This is a genomic window from Mycobacterium mantenii (assembly GCF_001667865.1).
GTDB lineage: Bacteria > Actinomycetota > Actinomycetes > Mycobacteriales > Mycobacteriaceae > Mycobacterium > Mycobacterium mantenii_A.
This window is the reverse complement of sequence record NZ_LZJP01000130.1, coordinates 31,441-46,220: the sequence shown is the minus strand read 5'-3', so window position 1 is coordinate 46,220 and position 14,780 is coordinate 31,441. Positions and strand designations below refer to the sequence as shown.

Below are 14,780 nucleotides of genomic sequence, written 5' to 3'. Positions count from 1 at the left end.
CGCAATGAGTTCACTGCGCACCCACGACGACACCTGGGACATCAAGAGCAGCGTCGGCACCACCGCGGTCATGGTGGCCGCCGCCCGGGCCATCGAGACCGAGCAGCCCGACGCGCTGATCCGCGACCCCTATGCGCGACTGCTCGTCAACAATGCCGGTGCCGAGGTCTTGTGGGAGGCCATGCTCGACCCGGACGTGGTAGCCAAGATCGAAGCCATCGATGAAGAATCCGCAGCGCGCATGCAGCACATGCGCGGCTATCAGGCGGTGCGGACCCACTTCTTCGACTCATACTTCGCCGACGCCGTCGCCGCGGGGATCCGGCAGATCGTGATCCTCGCGTCGGGACTGGACTCACGGGCGTACCGCCTCGACTGGCCGGCCGGCACCACGGTCTACGAGATCGACCAGCCGCAGGTGCTGGACTACAAATCCACCACGCTGGCCGAAAGCGGCGCCACCCCTTCCGCCGATCGTCGCGAGGTGGCGATCGACCTGCGTGAGGATTGGCCGGCCGCGCTGCGCGCCGCCGGATTCGACCCGGCCCAGCCGACCGCCTGGCTGGCCGAGGGACTGCTGATGTACCTGCCCGCCGAGGCCCAGGACAAGCTGTTCACCCAGATCGGCGAGCTGAGCCCGGCCGGCAGCCGCGTCTCCGCGGAAACCGCACCCATGCACGCCGAGGAGCGGCGCCAGCAGATGCGGGAACGGTTCAAGAAGGTGGCCGACCAGCTCGGCCTGGAGGAGACCGTCGACGTCGGCGAGCTGATGTACCGCGACGAACACCGCGCGAACCTCGCCGACTGGCTCAACGAAAACGGCTGGCGCGCCACGGCGCAGAACTCGATCGACGAAATGCACCGCTTGGGGCGCGGGGTGCAGAGTTCTGAGGTGGACGAAGACCGGGACGCCTTCTCCGACTTCGTGATCGCCGAGCGCCTGTAAGGGCCACGCCGCCGGCATGTAAACCGTTGGCTCGCGGCTGCGGTTACCGGGAATTCGCCTGGTCATCCGGGACAATGGTCACTCACTATGGCCAGTGGCGGATCCGATCAGTCGCGCCGCTGGGCGCTGCGAAAGGGCCGGCTGGTCGCCGCCATCGCCTCGGCTGTGGTCATGGCGATCACCGGCATGGGCTGGACGGGCTACCACACCGCGCTGGGCAAGATCATCATTTCGCACGCGCTACCGCACGGGGCCACGACGCTGGACGGCAACCAGAACATCCTGCTGATGGGGCTGGACAGCCGGTTGGACCAGAACGGCAAGCCCCTGCCCCAGGACGTCTACGAGGCGCTGCACGCCGGTGACGAAAGCTCGGGCGGCTACAACGCCAATGTCCTTATCGTGGTGCATATTTCGGACGGGGACGGACCGGTCACCGCGATTTCGATTCCGCGCGACGACTACGCGGAGCTGCCTGGCTGCCCGGGGTCGGTCTGCGCCGGCAAGATCAAGCAGGCCTACGGCCTGGCTTACCAGCAGTCGCTGAATGCCCAGGCGGCCGGGAGCTCGGGTGGGGCGGGCGCCAACAATTTGACGGCTCGCGAGCAGACCGCCCGCGAGGCCGGCCGCAAGGCCGAAATCAGCGCCGTCAACGACTTTCTGGGCATCTCGGTCGACCACTTCGTCGAGGTCACGCTGGGCGCGTTCTTTCAGATAGCCAAGGCCGTCGAGCCGATCACCGTGTGCCTCAACGCCGATACGCGGGACAGCTACTCGGGTGCCGACTTCCACCAAGGGGTTCAGCGCATCGACGCCGCCGACGCGATGGCGTTCGTCCGGCAGCGTCGCGATGAAAACGACGGGTCCTTCACCGATTTCGACCGCACGCGACGACAGCAGGCGTTCCTGGTGTCGTTGGTCCAGGCGGCCCGCAGCGGCGGCGTGTTGTCCAGCGTGAGCGGGCTGCGCAAATTGCTGCAGGTCGCCCGCGACAACGTCGCCGTCGACGACGGGCTGGACATCATGGAATTCGCCTCGCGGGCCTCGCGACTGAGCGAGCGGCCGCTGTCGCTGTACACCCTGCCGATCTCCGGCTTCGGCAAAGACGCCAACGGATCCGACATCAACCAGGTCGACCTTCCGACGATCCGGCGCATCGTCAACGAGCGCTTCATGTCGGACACACCGGTCGCGCTTGAGGCCGCATCACCGACCACCCAACCGCCCGCGTTGACCGAACCCGCGATCCTCGACGTCGTCAACGCCACCTCACGTGACGGACTCGCGGCCGCCCTCGAGGAGGCCTTCGCGGGCCGCGGCTTCACCCGCGGCAGCGCCACCACCGCGGCTGCCCAGGCCGACGACAGCATCATCGAGTACGGCCCCGGCGCCGACCGGGCGGCACAGGCATTGGCCGATCAGCTGCATCTGCCGGCGACGGCCAACGACACCGTCGCCGCCGGCACCGTGCGGCTGACCGTGGGCGCGCAGTTCCCGGCGGCGGATTATCTCGCCCACCCCGGTGCGACGCCCGACCCGTCCGGGTCCGGGCAGGTGAGTGCCGTGGCCGCCACCGGCACCGGCGACCGCGCTCCCGCGCCGACCGACCTCAGCCAGATGACCGCGGCCAACGTCCCCTGCGTCAAGTAACCGCGCCGGCCCGCCCGGTTCCGGGGCGAGGTCGGCGCGGGTCTGTCTGGGCGTGGCCGGGGTGAGCCGGATCCTTCCTACTGCTCTCCCAACCGGATGGTTAGTATCGCGGTTATCACCGATGAGCGGCCGCCACGCTGCGCGACTTTGCTCGGGAAGGACAATGATGACCACCGAATCGGTTGCATCGACGACATCGCGCGCCAAGGACTCGACGAACGGGACCGCACCCGCCGATATCCCCGCCACGGTCGCCCGGCTTCGCCAGACCTTCGCCACCGGACGCACCCGCGACGTCGAATGGCGCAAACGCCAGCTGCTGCAACTGGTGAAGATGATGGACGACAACGAGGGCGCCATCATGGAGGCCCTCGACAAGGATCTGGGCCGCGGCCCGTTCGAGGCCTGGCTCGCCGATATCGCCAGCACCTTGGGTGAGGCCAAGGACGCGGCGAAGAACGTCAAGAAGTGGATGCGCCGCAAGTACCGGCTGTTGGAGATGTCGCAGTTACCCGGGCGGGGCTGGGTCGAGTACGAGCCGTACGGGACGGTCCTGATCATCGGCGCGTGGAACTTCCCGTTCGTCTTGACACTCGGCCCTGCCGTCGGCGCCATCGCGGCGGGCAACACGGTGGTCATGAAGCCCTCGGAAGTGTGCCCGGCGTCGTCGGCACTCATGGCCGAGTTGGTGCCGAAATACCTCGACAACGATGCGATCGCCGTGATCGAGGGCGACGCCGCGTGCAGCCAGGAACTCATCGCGCAGGGCTTCGACCACATCTGCTTCACCGGTGGCACCGAGATCGGCCGCAAGGTCTACGAGGCCGCCGCACCGCACCTGACCCCGGTCACCCTCGAACTCGGCGGCAAGAGCCCGGTGATCGTCGCGGCGGACGCGGACGTGGACGTCGCGGCAAAGCGCATCGCCTGGACCAAGCTGATCAACTCCGGTCAGATCTGCATCGCTCCGGACTATGTGCTCGCTGACGCGAAGATCCGCGACGAACTCGTCGACAAGATCAAGGACGCGATCACGACGTTCGAGGCGAACAATCCCGCCGGAAAGCGCATCGTCAACGAGCGCCACTTCGCACGGCTGACCGCGTCGCTGGCGGCGACCAAGGGCAACGTCGTCGCCGGGGGCGGTTCGGACGCGTCGAACATCAGCATCCAGCCCACCGTCGTGGTCGACCCGGACCCCTCCGAATCGCTGATGACCGACGAGATCTTCGGACCGATCCTGCCGATCATGACCGTCCAATCCCTCGACGAGGCAATCAGTTTCGTGAATTCCCGGCCCAAACCGTTGGCTGCCTACCTGTTCACGAAGACCAAGAGCATTCGCGAACGGGTGATCAAGGAGGTCGCGGCGGGCGGCATGGTGATCAACCACCTGCTGTTCCACTTCGCGACCAACAAGCTGCCGTTCGGCGGGGTCGGCCCGTCGGGTATGGGCGCGTATCACGGCAAGTTCGGCTTCGAGCAGTTCAGCCACCGCAAAACCGTGATGACCAAGCCGACCCGACCCGATTTGGGCGCGTTCATCTATCCCCCGTATACAGAGAAAGCTTTGAAGCTCGCCAAACGGCTGTTCTGAGAGAGGAAACTTATGCCCGGAGTGCAGGATCGCGTCATCGTCGTCACCGGAGCCGGTGGGGGACTGGGCCGTGATTACGCCCTGACCCTCGCCAAGGAAGGCGCCAGCGTCGTCGTCAACGACCTCGGCGGGTCGCGCGACGGCACCGGCGCCGGCCACAACATGGCCGACGAGGTCGTCAAGGAGATCAAGGACGCCGGCGGACGGGCGGTCGCCAACTACGACAGCGTCGCCGAGTCCGAGGGCGCCGAGAACATCATCAAAACCGCGCTCGACGAATTCGGCGCCGTGCACGGCGTGGTCAGCAACGCCGGCATCCTGCGCGACGGCACCTTCCACAAGATGTCCTTCGAGAACTGGGATGCCGTGCTCAAGGTGCACCTCTACGGCGGCTACAACGTCATCCGCGCCGCGTGGCCGCACTTCCGTGAGCAGAGCTACGGCCGGGTGGTCGTCGCCACCTCCACCAGCGGCCTGTTCGGCAACTTCGGCCAGACCAATTACGGCGCCGCCAAACTCGGCCTGGTCGGTCTGATCAACAGCCTGGCGCTCGAGGGTGCGAAGTACAACATCCACGCCAACGCCGTCGCACCGATCGCGGCGACCCGGATGACCGAGGACATCCTGCCCAAGGAGGTACTCGAGAAGCTGACGCCCGAGTACGTCGCGCCCGTGGTGGCCTACCTGTGCACCGAGGAAAACCCCAACAGCGCTTCGGTTTTCGTGGTCGGCGGCGGCAAGGTGCAGCGCGTCGCGCTGTTCCAGAACAAGGGCGTCAACTACGACAAACCGCCGACGGTAGAGGACATCGCCGCGCAGTGGGGCGAGATCACCGATCTGTCCGCGGCGAAGCAGGCCGATTTCAAGCTGGGCTAAGCCAGTTGCGACCGGGTGGTCAGCGAGTCAGGCGAGCAGCTCGCCGCGCAGACGTTCCACGTCCGCCTCGCTGACGCCCGCGTCGCGCAGATAGGCGTGCAGCGACCCGAATTGCTCGTCGATCGCTCGCCGCGCGGCGTCCAGGTACTCCGGACGTACGCCGAGGACTCCGTCCGCCAGCCGGGCCTTGGTGAACGTGACCACCTCGGGGGTCAATTCGACGTCAGACCGTTTCTGGATCATCTCGTAGATGTGGTCGCGCAGTTGGGGTACCGCTGCGTTGCTGCGCAGGTAGTCCGCGACGATGGTGTCTCGATCGACGTCGAGCACTTCCAGCACCGTCGCGATCACGAAGCCGGTGCGGTCTTTACCCGCGAAGCAGTGCGTGAGCACCGAACGCCCGGCGGCCAGCAACGAAAAGACTTGCCGCACAGCGCGTTGCGCCCCGTTGCGGGTCGGGAACTGCCGATATTCGTCGATCATGTGCTGGATGGCGGCCTCGTTGACCTCTTCGTCGGATTGGCTCGCGTCGCCCTCGAAAAGCCGCCGGAATGCGTGCTCGTGCGGGGCGTCGTCGTCGCTCGGCGCGTCGTCGCCGAGGTCGGGCAGGGGGAGCCGATGGATCTCGACGCCGTGGGGAACCAGTCCCGGACCGCGCCGCGCGACTTCCTGTTTGGCGCGCAGATCGGCGACGTCTGTGATACCCAACTCGCTCAGTGTGGCGCGGCCCTGGTCGTCGAGGCGGCTCAGCTCGCCGGACCGGAACAGCCGCCCGGGCCGCAGCCCGGGCGCGCCGTCGGAGACGTCGCGAAAGTTCCACGCGCCGGAGAGTTCTCGCAGAGCCTCAGTCATGCGCGGTGACCGCCGCGGCGAGCGCAGACTTTTCGCGGCCGAGCTCGGCGCGCGCGATGGTCCGCATGTGCACCTCGTCGGGCCCGTCGAAGAGCCGCATGGCGCGATGCCAGGCGTACAGCCGGGCCAGCGCCGTGTCCTCGCTGACGCCGGCGGCCCCGTGCACCTGGATGGCGCGGTCGATGACGTTGCAAGCCACCTGCGGGGCGACCGCCTTGATCTGCGAGACCAGCGTGTGGGCGGCCTTGTTGCCGTGCTGGTCGATGGTCCACGCGGCTTTCTCGCAGAGCAGCCGGGCTTGGTCGATCTCGTTGCGGGACTTGGCAATCTGCTCGCGCACCACGCCCTGTTCGGCCAGCGGACGGCCGAACGCCACCCGTTTGGAGGCCCGGTCCACCATGAGGGCCAGTGCACGTTCGGAGCCGCCCAGCGCTCGCATGCAGTGGTGGATGCGGCCCGGCCCCAGCCGCGCCTGCGCGATCGCGAAGCCCCCGCCCTCCTCGCCGAGCAGGTTGGTGACGGGCACCCGGACGTTGTCGTAGATGATCTCGCAATGCCCGGGCTGGTCCTGGAAGCCGAAGACCGTCGTCGAGCGGACCACCGTCACGCCCGGGGTGTCCATCGGCACCAGCACCATCGACTGCTGCTGGTGGCTGGCCGCCTCGGGGTTGGTGCGGCCCATCACGATGAGGATCTTGCAGCGCGGGTCCGCCGCCCCGGAGGTCCACCACTTGCGGCCGTTGATCACGTAGTCGCCACCGTCGCGCACGATGGAGGTCTCGATGTTGCGGGCGTCGCTGCTGGCCACCGCGGGCTCGGTCATCGAGAAGCCGCTGCGGATCTCGCCGGCCAGCAAGGGCTCCAGCCACTGCTTGCGCTGTTCCTCGGTGGCGAACAGGTGCAGCGTCTCCATGTTGCCGGTGTCGGGTGCCGCGCAGTTGAGCGCCTCGGGGGCGATCTCCAGGCTCCAGCCGGTGATCTCGGCCAGCGGCGCGTATTCCAGGTTGGTCAGGCCCGACTCCGCCGGCAGGAACAGGTTCCACAGACCCTGCGCCCGGGCTTTGATCTTGAGCTCCTCGACGATGGGCGGGACCGTGTGATCGTGCGGGCCGGCTTCGTCACGGAATTTGTCGTATTCGGCCTCGGCCGGAAAGACATGCTCGGTCATGAAGTCGGACAGTCGCTTGTGGTAGTCGCTGGCTTTGGCCGACATCGCGAAGTCCATGCCCGTCACGATAGGACACGTGTCGAGTCGCTGCGTTTCCGGTCGTCAGCGCGGTGCTTACGCCGCGGTGAAAACACGCCGGCGCGGGGCGCACGATAGACGCCATGAGTGAATCCCGCCCCCCGTTGCCTCCGTTCACCCACGAGACCGCGCTGCAGAAGGTCCAGTCGGCCGAGGACGCCTGGAACACCTGCGATCCCCAGCGCGTCAGCCTGGCCTACACGGTCGATTCGCACTGGCGAAATCGAGACGAGCACATCGTCGGCCGCAACGAGATCGTGGCGTTTCTGACTCGCAAGTGGCAGCGCGAACTGGACTACTCGCTGCGCAAGAGCCTGTGGAGTTTCCACGGCAACCGCATCGCGGTGCGGTTCCAGTACGAGTCCCACGACCAGTCCGGCCAGTGGCATCGCAGCTACGGCAACGAGTTGTGGGAGTTCACCGAGGCGGGGCTGATGGCGCGTCGCGAAGCCAGCATCAACGACGTGCCGATCGACGAATCGCAGCGCCGCTTCTTCGGGCCCCGCCCCGAGTCCGAACACGGCCAAGAGATCCCGCTGTGGTAGTCGACCGCGTGGCGACGATGCGGCCGGCGGGGCCGGGTGGCGGAGGAGTCGCGCAGTCGAACGGAAACCACAACGCCTTCTTGTGACTCCACAACGCAGCGGGCGCTACTGCGTCGGCGTCGGATGACGAACCATCGACGGGAGTTGATCGGCCGGTCGCGGGTATCCCGCCCCGGTCGATCGCGCGTCCGGCCTGAATCCCGGCAGGCGTTAAGGTAGCGAAGCGTGCTGGCCAGCCAGCGGCACATTCAAACGGCAGGAAAGTACGGAAAGTAGATGTACGCGCCATGACAGATGCGCAGACCCACGCGGTCAAGGTAGGAGTGGTCGCCGAATCCGGTGCCGACGAGCGGCGGGTTGCGCTGGTGCCGAAGGCGGTGGCCTCGCTGGTGAGCAACGGCGTGGCGGTGGTGGTCGAGTCCGGCGCGGGTGAACGGGCCCTGCTGCCCGACGCGCTCTACACCGAGGCCGGCGCCACCATCGGCGACGCGTGGGCCGCCGAGGTGGTGGTCAAGGTCGCCCCGCCGACACAGGCCGAGGTTGCGAAGTTGCGTAGCGGCCAGACGCTGATCGGTTTCCTCGCGCCGCGCAACGCCGAGAACTCGATCGGCGCGCTCAAGCAGGGCGGCGTGCAGGCGTTCGCGCTCGAGGCCATTCCGCGGATCTCGCGCGCCCAGGCGATGGACGCCTTGTCGTCGCAGGGCAACGTGTCCGGTTACAAGGCCGTGCTGCTGGCGGCCTCGGAGTCCACCCGCTTCTTCCCGATGCTGACGACGGCGGCCGGAACCGTGAAGCCCGCCACCGTGCTGGTGCTCGGGGTGGGCGTGGCCGGGCTGCAGGCGCTGGCGACGGCCAAGCGGCTGGGCGCGCGCACCACCGGCTACGACGTCCGCCCCGAGGTGGCCGACCAGGTCCGGTCGGTGGGGGCGCAGTGGCTCGACATCGGCATCGACGCGTCCGGTGAGGGCGGGTACGCCCGCGAGCTCACCGACGAGGAGCGCGCCCAGCAGCAGAAGGCGCTGGAGGACGCGATCGCCGGATTCGACGTCGTGATCACCACGGCGCTGGTCCCGGGACGCCCGGCGCCGCGTCTGGTCACCGCGGCGGCGGTGGAGGCGATGAAGCCCGGCAGCGTGGTGGTCGACCTGGCCGGGGAGACCGGGGGCAACTGCGAGCTCACCGAGCCCGGGCGCACGGTCGTCAAGCACGACGTCACCATCGCCTCGCCCCTGAACCTGCCGGCCACCATGCCCGAACACGCCAGCGAGCTCTACAGCAAGAACATCACCGCACTGCTGGACCTGCTGCTCACCGACGGCAAGCTGGCCCCCGACTTCGACGACGAGGTCATCGCGGACTCCTGCGTGACGCGCGCCGGCGACGATGCAGAGCGAAGCGATGCTGAGGAGCGGCGCGGTTAATCCGGGCCTGAGAGGACGACATGTACGACGAGCTATTGGCCAACCTGGCGATCCTGGTGCTGTCCGGATTCGTCGGGTTCGCGGTCATCTCCAAGGTGCCCAACACGCTGCACACGCCGCTGATGTCGGGCACCAACGCCATCCACGGCATCGTGGTGCTGGGCGCGCTGGTGGTGTTCGGCTCGGTTGAGCATCCCTCCCTGGCGGTGCAGATCATCCTGTTCGTCGCGGTGGTGTTCGGCACGCTGAACGTCATCGGCGGGTTCATCGTCACCGACCGCATGCTGGGCATGTTCAAGGGCAAGAAGAAACCCGTGCCCGCCAAAAGTGAGGAGCCGGCGGCCAAATGAACTACTTGGTTATCGGCCTCTACATCATTTCCTTCGCGCTGTTCATCTACGGCTTGATGGGCCTGACCGGACCCAAGACGGCGGTGCGCGGCAACCTGATCGCCGCGGTGGGAATGGCGCTGGCCGTCACGGCGACCCTGATCAAGATCCGCCACACCGACCAGTGGGTGCTGATCATCGCCGGCCTGGTGGTGGGTGTGGTGCTCGGCGTCCCGCCGGCCCGCTACACGAAGATGACCGCCATGCCGCAGCTGGTCGCGTTCTTCAACGGCGTCGGCGGTGGCACCGTCGCGCTGATCGCGCTCGCGGAATTCATTGAGACAAGCGGCTTTTCGGCCTTCCAGCACGGCGAGTCGCCGACCGTGCACATCGTGGTGGCCTCGTTGTTCGCCGCGATCATCGGGTCGATCTCGTTCTGGGGATCGATCATCGCGTTCGGCAAGCTGCAGGAGATCATCTCCGGCTCGCCGATCGGCTTCGGCAGGGCGCAACAGCCGGTCAACCTGCTGCTGCTGGCGGCCGCGGTGGCCGCTGCGGTGGTGATCGGTCTGCACGCCCATCCGGGCACCGGTGGGGCGCCGCTGTGGTGGATGATCGGCCTGCTCGCCGCGGCCGGCGTGCTGGGCCTGATGGTGGTGCTGCCGATCGGTGGCGCCGACATGCCGGTGGTCATCTCGCTGCTGAACGCGATGACCGGCCTCTCGGCCGCCGCGGCGGGCCTGGCGCTGAACAACACCGCGATGATCGTGGCGGGCATGATCGTCGGCGCGTCCGGCTCGATCCTGACCAACCTGATGGCCAAGGCCATGAACCGCTCGATCCCGGCGATCGTCGCCGGCGGCTTCGGCGGCGGCGGGGTCGCCCCGAGTGGCGGCGACGGCGGCGACAAGACCGTCAAGGCCACCTCGGCCGCCGACGCCGCGATCCAGATGGCCTACGCCAACCAGGTGATCGTGGTGCCCGGTTACGGGCTGGCCGTCGCGCAGGCCCAGCACGCCGTCAAGGACATGGCGTCGCTGCTGGAGGAGAAGGGTGTGGAGGTCAAGTACGCGATCCACCCGGTCGCCGGCCGGATGCCGGGGCACATGAACGTGTTGCTGGCCGAGGCCGAGGTCGACTACGACGCCATGAAGGACATGGACGACATCAACGACGAGTTCGCCCGCACCGACGTCGCGATCGTCATCGGCGCCAACGACGTCACCAACCCGGCGGCCCGCAACGACGCGTCCAGCCCCATCTACGGCATGCCGATCCTCAATGTGGACAAGGCCAGGTCGGTGATCGTGCTCAAGCGGTCGATGAACTCCGGCTTCGCCGGCATCGACAACCCGCTGTTCTACGGCGAGGGCACCAGCATGCTGTTCGGCGACGCGAAGAAATCGGTGACCGAGGTCGCCGAGGAACTCAAGGCGCTATAGGCATCGTGGTGATCGCAAGCGCAGCGGAGCTGGGCGCAGCGGGTCACCACGAAAAAGACTGGTGTTTTAGACGGGCGGGTACGCCGGGGGCGGGTATCCGTTGCCATCGGTCACGCCACGCAAGCCCCAGGTCAGGTACCGCATGAAGAACTCGATCTCGTCGCTTCCGTCGTAGTCCGGACTCGGATCCATCGGCCCCACCTCTCGACTCATCGCGTTCGAGAAGGAGTCTAGTCGCATACGCCTGCACGTGACACCCGGCGTTTTGCTTAAACTGTCCAACCAGTTGATTGATAGCTATTCTGGCCGAACTGGCCCTGGCCAGGCCATACCGACGATAGTGAGAACAGATGCCCACCGACAGCATCACCCCGAATGGGCTGACCCGGCGCGAAGAGCTGCTGGCGGTTGCCACCAAGCTGTTTGCGGCGCGCGGCTATCACGGCACCCGGATGGACGATGTGGCCGACGTGATCGGCCTGAACAAGGCGACCGTCTATCACTATTACGCCAGCAAGTCGCTGATCCTGTTCGACATCTACCGTCAGGCCGCCGAGGGCACGCTGGCCGCCGTGCACGACGACCCGTCCTGGACGGCGCGCGAGGCGCTCTACCAGTACACGGTCCGGCTGCTGACCGGCATCGCCAGCGATCCCGAGCGGGCCGCGGTGTACTTCCAGGAGGCGCCCTACATCACCGAGTGGTTCACCACCGAGCAGGTCGCCGAGGTCCGTGAGAAGGAAGCTCAGGTCTACCGGCACGTGCACGGACTGATCGACCGCGGAATCGCCAGCGGCGAGTTCTACGAGTGCGACTCGCACGTGCTGGCGCTGGGCTACATCGGCATGACACTGGGCAGCTATCGCTGGTTGCGGCCCAGCGGACGGCGGTCGGCCAAGGAGATCGCCGCCGAGTTCAGCACCGCGCTGCTGCGTGGGCTGATCCGCGACGAGGCCATCCGCACGACCTCTCCGCTGGGGCCCTAGGCGCGCGCACCTTTGAGTTTGAGGTGCTCGTCGAGGAACGCGACCTGGTCGGCGACCACCCGATCGAAGGCGTCGTCGACGTAGATCGCGAAATGGCCCTCTGGATAGAGCCTGACCTCGCCGCGGGGCGCGTTGGCCGCGTGCCGCAGCGTCGCCGCCGCGGGTGCCAACGAGTCGGCTTCGCACACGCAGAACAGGATCGGGCAGTTGATCTTGGGTGTGGCGCGACCCGGGCGATAGCTGAAGATATGCAACGCGATTCGGGCGGCGACCTCATTGGGGAATGAAACCCCGTCGGGCACCAGCCGCAGGTAGCCCGCATACGCGTCGGGCGTGTTCATCAGCGCGACCTCGCCGGGCTTGCCGGCCGTCGCGACCATCACCGGCGGCCTGCCCCGCCGGCCGGCGAGCGCGTCGCGGACCGCCCGCGCGGTCATGCGCGCGGCGGTGAGCGGGTTGGTGATGGTGCGGGCCGACGCGAGCCCGTCGGTGAACGGGCACTGGACAACGGCCGCGGCGATGCCCGGCAGCTCGGCCGCCGTGGCGATCACATGGCCGCCGCCAAAAGAGGTGCCCCACAAGCCGATCCGGTCGGGATCGATCCCCGGCAGGGTGCGGGCGTAGGCGACGGCCGCGACCCAGTCGGCGAGCTGCATGCCGACGTCGACGACCTGACGCGGCCGGCCCTCGCTGTCGCCGAAGTTGCGGTAGTCGAACACCAGGCAGCCGTAGCCGGCCGCGCTGAACCGCTCCGCATACGCGTCCAGCCGCATGCCGCGCACCGCGCCCAGGCCGTGTGCCATCACCAGCAGCGGCGCGGGCCCGTCGCCCGGCGGCCGGTAGAGCCAGGCGCTGATCAGGTCGTCGCCGGACGGGAACCGAAGGTCTTCGCGTGGTGTCATCAGCGATTGATTCTGCCTCGGTCGATCGTGACCAGCCAGGTATGCGCGTCGAAATTAATGGACTAGTGTCTAGAAAAGTTTTTGAGCGCTCAACGGACGGAGACTCTCATGGCGATCCGCGTCGCGCACGTCGGCACCGGAAATGTCGGAGGGCTGGCCCTCGCCGAACTCATCACCAACCCGCAGTACGAGCTGACCGGGGTATGCGTCTCCACGCCCGAGAAGGTGGGCCGCGACGCCGGGGAGCTGTGCGGCGTCGGCCTGGACGCCGGTGTCGTCACCGGTGTCACCGCCGTCGACGACCTGGACGCCATCATCGCCGCCAAACCCGACTGCGTCGTGTACTGCGCGATGGGTGACACCCGGCTGCCCGAGGCGATGGCCGACGTCATGCGCATCCTGGCCGCCGGCATCAACGTCGTCGGGTCGTCGCCGGGGCTGCTGCAGTACCCGTGGGGTGTCATGCCCGACAAATACATCGCCCGCGTGGAAGACGCTGCCAAGCAAGGCAATTCGAGCATCTTCATCAGCGGAGTAGACCCCGGATTCGCCAACGACCTGATCCCGTTCGCGCTCGCGGGCACCTGTCAGCGCATCGAGCAGGTGCGCTGCATGGAGATTCACGACTACGCGTCGTACAACGGGACCGAGGTCATGGACTACATGGGATTCGCCAAGCCCATGGACGAGATCCCGATGCTGCTGCAGCCGGGCATCCTCAGCATCGCCTGGGGGACCGCGATCCGTCAGCTGGCGGCTGGCCTGGGCATCGAGGTCGACGAGATCACCGAGTCCTACCAACGCGAGCCCGCCCCCGAGGATTTCGACATCGCAATCGGCCAGGTGGCCAAGGGCACGGTTGCCGTGCTGCAGTTCGAGATTCGCGGCATGGTCAAGGGGCACCCCGCGATCGTCATCGAGCACGTCACCCGGCTGCGGCCCGACCTGCGCCCCGACCTTCCCCAGCCCGCCTCCGGCGACGGCTCCTACCGCGTCGAGATCACCGGCGAGCCGTCGTACGCCGTCGACATCATCCCCAGCAGCCGCAAGGGCGACCACAACCACGCGGCGATCGCGGGCGCCGCGGGCCGCGTCGTCAACGCCATTCCCGCCGTGATCGCGGCGCCGCCGGGCATCCGGAACACACTCGATTTGCCGCTGGTAACGGGCAAAGGCCTTTACGCACCAAGCACTTTGGTGACCACCTAAATCGAAAGGAGACCCACGTGGGTCGGGTAGACGGCAAGGTAGCGCTGATCAGTGGTGGCGCCGGCGGGATGGGCGCCGAAGACGCGCGCCTGCTGGTCGAGGAAGGCGCCAAGGTCGTTATCGGCGACATCCTGGACGACCAGGGCAAGGCGCTGGCCGACGAGCTCGGCGACTCCGCGCGCTACGTGCACCTCGACGTCACCCAGCCCGACCAGTGGGACGCCACCGTCGCCACCGCGATCGGCGAATTCGGCAAGCTCAACGTGCTGGTCAACAACGCCGGCACCGTCGCGCTCGGCCCGCTGAAGAGCTTCGATCTGGCCAAGTGGCAGAAGGTGATTGACGTCAACCTGACCGGGACGTTCCTGGGTATGCGGGCCGCGGTCGAGCCGATGATCGAGGCCGGGGGCGGCTCGATCATCAACGTGTCGTCCATCGAGGGCCTGCGCGGCGCGCCCATGGTGCACCCCTACGTCGCGTCCAAGTGGGGCGTGCGCGGGCTGGCGAAGTCGGCGGCATTGGAGCTGGCGCCGCACAACATTCGGGTGAACTCGGTGCATCCGGGGTTCATCCGCACCCCGATGACCGCCCACCTGCCCGAGGACATGGTGACGATCCCGCTCGGGCGTCCGGGCGAGGTCCGGGAAGTCGCGACGTTCGTGCTTTTCCTGGCCAGCGACGAGTCCTCCTACTCCACCGGCAGCGAGTTCGTGATGGACGGCGGCCTGATCACCGACGTGAATCACAAGGAGTTCTAGCGGCGGAACGGCGCGATTCGG

The 14,780-nt window shown here is 67.4% G+C and carries 15 protein-coding genes; 11 read left to right on the top strand and 4 right to left on the bottom strand.

Translation table 11 applies throughout. The features are described from left to right. Window positions 1-4: 4 nt before the first annotated feature. The 4 genes from A5688_RS25455 (at window position 5) to A5688_RS25440 (ending at window position 5,069) form a co-directional block, all read left to right on the top strand. A complete protein-coding gene (locus A5688_RS25455) occupies window positions 5-946 on the top strand; it encodes a class I SAM-dependent methyltransferase (RefSeq protein WP_067834514.1) in 942 nt (313 codons plus the stop codon). Window positions 947-1,033: 87 nt separating this feature from the next. Then, entirely contained in the window at window positions 1,034-2,596 is a 1,563-nt protein-coding gene (locus tag A5688_RS25450) for an LCP family protein (protein ID WP_067914731.1), read from the top strand. A 166-nt stretch (window positions 2,597-2,762) separates the two neighbouring features. Beyond that, window positions 2,763-4,193 (top strand): aldehyde dehydrogenase family protein, encoded by a 1,431-nt coding sequence (locus tag A5688_RS25445; protein WP_067834597.1) that lies wholly within the window; start codon window positions 2,763-2,765, stop codon window positions 4,191-4,193. Between the two features lie 12 nt (window positions 4,194-4,205). After that, window positions 4,206-5,069 carry an SDR family oxidoreductase gene (locus A5688_RS25440; RefSeq protein WP_067834518.1) on the top strand — a complete coding sequence of 288 codons (864 nt, stop codon included), beginning with the start codon at window positions 4,206-4,208 and terminating at the stop codon, window positions 5,067-5,069. Window positions 5,070-5,096: 27 nt separating this feature from the next. Here the strand turns inward: A5688_RS25440 and A5688_RS25435 are convergent, their stop codons facing one another. Together A5688_RS25435 and A5688_RS25430 are read right to left on the bottom strand one after the other, a co-directional pair. Beyond that, entirely contained in the window at window positions 5,097-5,921 is an 825-nt protein-coding gene (locus A5688_RS25435; protein ID WP_067914734.1) for a tyrosine-protein phosphatase, read from the bottom strand. Beyond that, the gene (locus A5688_RS25430; RefSeq protein WP_067834599.1) at window positions 5,914-7,134 is read right to left on the bottom strand and encodes an acyl-CoA dehydrogenase family protein; all 1,221 of its coding nucleotides are present in this window, start codon (window positions 7,132-7,134) and stop codon (window positions 5,914-5,916) included. Before A5688_RS25430 ends, A5688_RS25435 begins: the two co-directional genes overlap by 8 nt. A 116-nt stretch (window positions 7,135-7,250) precedes the next feature. Between A5688_RS25430 and A5688_RS25425 the strand changes: the two genes are divergently transcribed. The 4 genes from A5688_RS25425 to A5688_RS25410 all read left to right on the top strand — a co-directional run bounded on the left by A5688_RS25425 (window position 7,251) and on the right by A5688_RS25410 (window position 10,904). Continuing rightward, window positions 7,251-7,712, top strand: coding sequence for a DUF1348 family protein (locus tag A5688_RS25425; RefSeq protein ID WP_067834521.1), 462 nt, complete (start codon window positions 7,251-7,253; stop codon window positions 7,710-7,712). A 287-nt stretch (window positions 7,713-7,999) separates the two neighbouring features. Then, complete coding sequence (locus A5688_RS25420; protein ID WP_067914736.1) at window positions 8,000-9,133, top strand: Re/Si-specific NAD(P)(+) transhydrogenase subunit alpha; 1,134 nt, start codon at window positions 8,000-8,002, stop codon at window positions 9,131-9,133. 20 nt (window positions 9,134-9,153) lie between these two features. Continuing rightward, complete coding sequence (locus tag A5688_RS25415; protein ID WP_064950966.1) at window positions 9,154-9,483, top strand: NAD(P) transhydrogenase subunit alpha; 330 nt, start codon at window positions 9,154-9,156, stop codon at window positions 9,481-9,483. Then, entirely contained in the window at window positions 9,480-10,904 is a 1,425-nt protein-coding gene (locus A5688_RS25410; protein WP_067834525.1) for an NAD(P)(+) transhydrogenase (Re/Si-specific) subunit beta, read from the top strand. Before A5688_RS25415 ends, A5688_RS25410 begins: the two co-directional genes overlap by 4 nt. 66 nt (window positions 10,905-10,970) lie before the next feature. Here A5688_RS25410 and A5688_RS27500 read toward each other — a convergent pair whose 3' ends face one another. Further along, complete coding sequence (locus A5688_RS27500; protein WP_003874194.1) at window positions 10,971-11,096, bottom strand: hypothetical protein; 126 nt, start codon at window positions 11,094-11,096, stop codon at window positions 10,971-10,973. A gap of 158 nt (window positions 11,097-11,254) precedes the next feature. Here A5688_RS27500 and A5688_RS25405 point away from each other — a divergent pair, with 158 nt between their 5' ends. Then, window positions 11,255-11,890 carry a TetR/AcrR family transcriptional regulator gene (locus A5688_RS25405; protein ID WP_067834528.1) on the top strand — a complete coding sequence of 212 codons (636 nt, stop codon included), beginning with the start codon at window positions 11,255-11,257 and terminating at the stop codon, window positions 11,888-11,890. Here the strand turns inward: A5688_RS25405 and A5688_RS25400 are convergent. After that, window positions 11,887-12,792, bottom strand: a complete 906-nt coding sequence (locus tag A5688_RS25400) for an alpha/beta hydrolase (protein WP_067914737.1) — start codon at window positions 12,790-12,792, stop codon at window positions 11,887-11,889. The two genes, A5688_RS25405 and A5688_RS25400, sit on opposite strands and share 4 nt — an antisense overlap. Window positions 12,793-12,900: 108 nt before the next feature. On the opposite strand from A5688_RS25400, the gene A5688_RS25395 reads away from it, so the two are divergent. Continuing rightward, entirely contained in the window at window positions 12,901-14,001 is a 1,101-nt protein-coding gene (locus A5688_RS25395; RefSeq protein ID WP_067914739.1) for an NAD(P)H-dependent amine dehydrogenase family protein, read from the top strand. A 17-nt stretch (window positions 14,002-14,018) separates the two neighbouring features. After that, window positions 14,019-14,759, top strand: a complete 741-nt coding sequence (locus tag A5688_RS25390) for a glucose 1-dehydrogenase (protein ID WP_067914742.1) — start codon at window positions 14,019-14,021, stop codon at window positions 14,757-14,759. Window positions 14,760-14,780 lie beyond the last annotated feature (21 nt).

Excerpts from the sequence above, each read along its gene's own strand:
- A5688_RS25455 (WP_067834514.1), top strand. The coding sequence starts at position 5 with ATGAGTTCACTGCGCACCCACGACGACACCTGGGACATCAAGAGCAGC.
- A5688_RS25450 (WP_067914731.1), top strand. The coding sequence starts at position 1,034 with ATGGCCAGTGGCGGATCCGATCAGTCGCGCCGCTGGGCGCTGCGAAAG.
- A5688_RS25445 (WP_067834597.1), top strand. The coding sequence starts at position 2,763 with ATGACCACCGAATCGGTTGCATCGACGACATCGCGCGCCAAGGACTCG.
- A5688_RS25440 (WP_067834518.1), top strand. The coding sequence starts at position 4,206 with ATGCCCGGAGTGCAGGATCGCGTCATCGTCGTCACCGGAGCCGGTGGG.
- A5688_RS25435 (WP_067914734.1), bottom strand. The coding sequence starts at position 5,921 with ATGACTGAGGCTCTGCGAGAACTCTCCGGCGCGTGGAACTTTCGCGAC.
- A5688_RS25430 (WP_067834599.1), bottom strand. The coding sequence starts at position 7,134 with ATGTCGGCCAAAGCCAGCGACTACCACAAGCGACTGTCCGACTTCATG.
- A5688_RS25425 (WP_067834521.1), top strand. The coding sequence starts at position 7,251 with ATGAGTGAATCCCGCCCCCCGTTGCCTCCGTTCACCCACGAGACCGCG.
- A5688_RS25420 (WP_067914736.1), top strand. The coding sequence starts at position 8,000 with ATGACAGATGCGCAGACCCACGCGGTCAAGGTAGGAGTGGTCGCCGAA.
- A5688_RS25415 (WP_064950966.1), top strand. The coding sequence starts at position 9,154 with ATGTACGACGAGCTATTGGCCAACCTGGCGATCCTGGTGCTGTCCGGA.
- A5688_RS25410 (WP_067834525.1), top strand. The coding sequence starts at position 9,480 with ATGAACTACTTGGTTATCGGCCTCTACATCATTTCCTTCGCGCTGTTC.
- A5688_RS27500 (WP_003874194.1), bottom strand. The coding sequence starts at position 11,096 with ATGGATCCGAGTCCGGACTACGACGGAAGCGACGAGATCGAGTTCTTC.
- A5688_RS25405 (WP_067834528.1), top strand. The coding sequence starts at position 11,255 with ATGCCCACCGACAGCATCACCCCGAATGGGCTGACCCGGCGCGAAGAG.
- A5688_RS25400 (WP_067914737.1), bottom strand. The coding sequence starts at position 12,792 with ATGACACCACGCGAAGACCTTCGGTTCCCGTCCGGCGACGACCTGATC.
- A5688_RS25395 (WP_067914739.1), top strand. The coding sequence starts at position 12,901 with ATGGCGATCCGCGTCGCGCACGTCGGCACCGGAAATGTCGGAGGGCTG.